The organism is Streptomyces durbertensis, assembly GCF_014156695.1.
Taxonomy (GTDB): domain Bacteria; phylum Actinomycetota; class Actinomycetes; order Streptomycetales; family Streptomycetaceae; genus Streptomyces; species Streptomyces durbertensis.
Genome location: NZ_WMLF01000446.1, coordinates 1 through 4426, shown reverse-complemented (window position 1 = coordinate 4426; position 4426 = coordinate 1). Strand labels below are relative to the sequence as shown.

Annotated in this window: 5 protein-coding genes; all 5 read left to right on the top strand. The window is 73.0% G+C overall.

The features are described from left to right. On the top strand, window positions 1-566 hold a 566-nt coding region (locus GL263_RS29110), incomplete at its 5' end, for a LysM peptidoglycan-binding domain-containing protein (RefSeq protein WP_323379521.1). 215 nt (window positions 567-781) lie between these two features. Beyond that, the gene (gene eno / locus GL263_RS22325) at window positions 782-2062 is read left to right on the top strand and encodes a phosphopyruvate hydratase (protein ID WP_182857540.1); all 1281 of its coding nucleotides are present in this window, start codon (window positions 782-784) and stop codon (window positions 2060-2062) included. Between the two features lie 238 nt (window positions 2063-2300). Further along, the gene (locus tag GL263_RS22320) at window positions 2301-2741 is read left to right on the top strand and encodes an FtsB family cell division protein (protein ID WP_194377819.1); all 441 of its coding nucleotides are present in this window, start codon (window positions 2301-2303) and stop codon (window positions 2739-2741) included. Between the two features lie 39 nt (window positions 2742-2780). After that, window positions 2781-3326, top strand: coding sequence for a DUF501 domain-containing protein (locus tag GL263_RS22315; RefSeq protein WP_182857538.1), 546 nt, complete (start codon window positions 2781-2783; stop codon window positions 3324-3326). Further along, the gene (locus tag GL263_RS22310; protein ID WP_182857537.1) at window positions 3323-4267 is read left to right on the top strand and encodes a Ppx/GppA phosphatase family protein; all 945 of its coding nucleotides are present in this window, start codon (window positions 3323-3325) and stop codon (window positions 4265-4267) included. Before GL263_RS22315 ends, GL263_RS22310 begins: the two co-directional genes overlap by 4 nt. Window positions 4268-4426: the final 159 nt, after the last annotated feature.

Sequence of the window (4426 nt, the reverse complement as noted above, 5' to 3'; positions counted from 1 at the left end):
CCCCCGACGCGACCCCCGACCCGACCGGCCGCGGAACCACCGGCCCGGACGGCGACACCGCCGGAGGCGGCGCGTCCGACCGCGACGCCGACGCCCGCGACGGCGACTCCCGTGACGAGGTGCCCGCCGACCGCCGCGCCACCCCGGCCCCGGGCGGCGGACGCGACGAGGACCCGGCCGCCCCGGACGTCACCGCCACCCCGGACCAGCGCGCCGACCGCTCCACCGCCCCCGGCGCCGGCCGCCACCGCGGCCAGCCCGACCCGGCCGAGGCCGGCCGCGCCGCCGAGGGCCGGCCGGGCGCCGAGCGCGCCGAGCCCGGCCGCGCCGGCGAGGGGCTGGGCCGCCACGTCGACCGCGTCCGCCGCGCCGCCACCAACCAGACCGGCTACCGCGTGGCCGAGGGCGACACCCTCTCCACGATCGCCGACCGGCACGCGGTGGAAGGCGGCTGGAGCGCGCTCTACGAGCACAACGAGGAGACCGTCGGCACCAACCCCGACCGCATCCTCCCCGGGCAGCTCCTCGACCTCGCCGGCCTCACCACCGCCACCGACAAGCGCTGACCGGCGTACGCCGCGCGACCCGTGGCGGCTCCGCCTCCGACCCGGCCCGGTCGGAGGCGGAGCCGCCACTGTTCTCCGGACACCCTGCGCCCCTGTCCGACTCCAGAACGTCACCACCCGGCCGCCGGCGCCCACGACACGGACGGGAGCGGCGCCCCGGCCCCCGCGCCGGTTAGGCTTCGGCCGACAGCCAGACACACACGAAGGAGATCCTCGTGCCGTCCATCGACGTCGTCGTAGCCCGCGAGATCCTCGACTCGCGAGGCAACCCCACGGTCGAGGTCGAGGTCGGCCTCGACGACAGCAGCACGGGTCGTGCCGCTGTGCCGTCCGGCGCCTCCACCGGCGCCTTCGAGGCCCTCGAACTCCGTGACGGTGACAAGGGCCGGTACCTCGGCAAGGGCGTCGAGAAGGCCGTGCTCGCCGTGATCGAGCAGATCGGCCCGGAGCTCGTCGGCTACGACGCCACCGAGCAGCGGCTGATCGACCAGGCGATGTTCGACCTGGACGCCACCGCCGACAAGTCCTCCCTCGGCGCCAACGCGATCCTCGGCGTGTCCCTCGCCGTGGCGCACGCCGCCTCCGAGGCGTCCGACCTGCCGCTGTTCCGCTACCTGGGCGGCCCGAACGCGCACCTGCTGCCGGTGCCGATGATGAACATCCTCAACGGCGGCTCGCACGCCGACTCCAACGTGGACATCCAGGAGTTCATGATCGCGCCGATCGGCGCCGAGTCGTTCTCCGAGGCGCTGCGCTGGGGAACCGAGACCTACCATGCCCTCAAGGGCGTCCTCAAGGAGCGCGGCCTGTCCACCGGCCTCGGCGACGAGGGCGGTTTCGCCCCCAACCTGGGCTCCAACCGCGAGGCCCTCGACCTCATCCTGGAGGCCATCGAGAAGGCCGGCTACACCCCCGGCCAGGACATCGCGCTCGCCCTGGACGTCGCCGCCTCCGAGTTCTACAAGGACGGCGTCTACGAGTTCGAGGGCAAGACCCGCACCGCCGCCGAGATGACCGCCTACTACGGCGAGCTCGTCGACGCCTACCCGCTGGTCTCCATCGAGGACCCGCTCTTCGAGGACGACTGGGAGGGCTGGAAGACCATCACCGCCGAGCTCGGCGACAAGGTCCAGCTCGTCGGTGACGACCTGTTCGTCACCAACCCCGAGCGCCTCCAGCGCGGCATCGACGAGAAGTCCGCCAACGCGCTGCTCGTGAAGGTCAACCAGATCGGTTCCCTCACCGAGACCCTGGACGCCGTCGAGCTGGCCCAGCGCAACGGCTTCAAGTGCATGATGTCCCACCGCTCCGGCGAGACCGAGGACGTCACCATCGCCGACCTGGCCGTCGCCACCAACTGCGGCCAGATCAAGACCGGCGCCCCCGCCCGCTCCGAGCGCGTCGCCAAGTACAACCAGCTCCTGCGCATCGAGGAGATCCTGGACGACGCCGCCGTCTACGCCGGCCGCAGCGCCTTCCCGCGCTTCAACGGCTGACACCGCCGCCGTTCGACGGCTTGCGGCTGACGGCTTACGGCTGATCACGGCCCAGGCCAGCCCGTCACGTTCACGTCCCGGCCCACGGTCCCGTACCGTGTGCCGGGACGTGCGGCGTCACGGACCGGAGCGACCGACAGGAGGCGATGTGCCCGCCGACCGGGGACGGGAACGTCCAGCCGACACCAGGACACGTTTCGCCGGACTCTCCGGCAGCGCCACGGCCACCGCCACCCGACTGCGGGCACTCGGCGAGGAGGCCGCCGCGCGGGTCTACCGCGCCCAGAACAGACGGCTGCGCGCCCCCCGCCGCAGCCGCCTCACCGGCCGCGCCGCGCTGCTCGCCCTCGTCGTCTGCTCCCTGGTCGTCGCGCTCGCCTACCCGATGCGCGAATGGGTCTCGCAACGCGCCGAGATCAACGACCAGCGGCGCCAGGCCGCCGAGGCCAGGGAACGCGTCCGCGAGCTGCGCGACGAGAAGGCCCGCTGGCGCGACCCCGCCTACGTCGAGCAGCAGGCCCGCAGACACCTCCACTACCTGCGCCCCGGCGAGACCGGCTACATCATGGAGGGCGGCAGCACCGACGCCCCACGCGACCGCGACCGCGGCGCCTCCAACCGCGCCTGGTACGAGAACCTGTGGGACGGCCTCGACGCCGCCGACCAACGCCGACCCTGACCCTCCACCTATCCGACGGATTGAGAAGACACCGCCCGCATGGAAACCCCGCCGCCCAGCACCGACCCCACGCCGCCGACCGAGGCCGACATCAACGCCTTCAAGGCCCAGCTCGGCCGGCCGCCGCGCGGCCTGCGCGCCATCGCGCACCGCTGTCCCTGCGGGCAGCCCGACGTCGTGGAGACCGCCCCCCGCCTGGAGGACGGCACCCCCTTCCCGACCACCTACTACCTCACCTGCCCCCGTGCGGCCTCCGCCATCGGCACGCTGGAAGCCGACGGCGTCATGAAGGACATGACGGCCCGCCTCGCCGAGGACGAGGAACTGGCCGCCGCCTACCGCGCCGCCCACGAGGACTACATCCGCCGCCGCGACGAGATCGAGGTGCTGGAGGGCTTCCCCAGCGCCGGCGGCATGCCCGACCGCGTGAAGTGCCTGCACGTGCTGGTCGCCCACTCACTGGCCGCCGGCCCCGGCGTCAACCCGCTCGGCGACGAGGCCATCAACATGCTCCCCGAATGGTGGCGCAAGGGCCCCTGCGTCGGCACCGACGCTTCCGATGCTTCCGAGGGGGACGCCCAGTGAGCGTCCGACGTGTCGCCGCCGTCGACTGCGGCACCAACTCCATCCGCCTCCTCGTCGCCGACCTCGACCCGGCCACCGGCCACCTCGTCGAACTCGACCGGCGGATGACCATCGTGCGCCTGGGCCAGGACGTGGACCGCACCGGGCGCCTCGCCCCCGAGGCGCTGGAGCGCACGTTCGCCGCGTGCCGCGAGTACGCCGAGGTCATCCGCTCGCTCGGCGCCGAACACATCCGCTTCGTCGCCACCTCCGCCTCCCGCGACGCGGAGAACCGCGACGAGTTCACCGCCGGCGTCGTCTCCCTCCTCGGCGTGGAACCCGAGGTCATCACCGGCGACGCCGAGGCCGAGTTCTCCTTCACCGGCGCCACCCGAGAACTCACCGAGTCCGGCCTCGCCACCCCCTACCTCGTCGTCGACATCGGCGGCGGCTCCACCGAGTTCGTCGTCGGCATCGACGGCGTCGAGGCCGCCCGCAGCGTCGACATCGGCTGCGTCCGCCTCACCGAACGCCACCTCGTCCACGACGGCAAGGTCACCGACCCGCCGACCGCCGACCAGGTCGCCAAGATCCGCGCCGACATCAACGCCGCCCTCGACCTCGCCGAGCAGACCGTCCCGCTGGCCCGCGCCCGCACCCTCGTCGGTCTCGCCGGCTCGGTCACCACGGTCGCCGCCATCCACCTCGGCCTCCCGGAGTACAACAGCGCGGCCATCCACCACAGCCGCGTCCCGCTCGCCGACGTCCGCGACCTCACCACCCGACTCCTGAACTCCACCCACGCCGAACGCGCCGCCATCCCCGTGATGCACCCCGGCCGCGTCGACGTCATCGCCACCGGCGCCCTCATCCTCCAGTCGATCATGGAACGCATCTCCGCCACCGAGGTCGTCGTCAGCGAACACGACATCCTCGACGGCATCGCCTGGAGCCAGGTCTGAGCCAGGCGTGACGCGGGTCTGACGCGGGTCCCGGTACCCGGTAAGGATCCGGCCGACTGGCGACATGCACGGGGTGTGGAGACCCTGAGAAGCAAGGAGGGCTGTGACCGCGCCACGCGGTTCACAGCCCTCTACGTCCGCGACCACCCACGCGTGCAC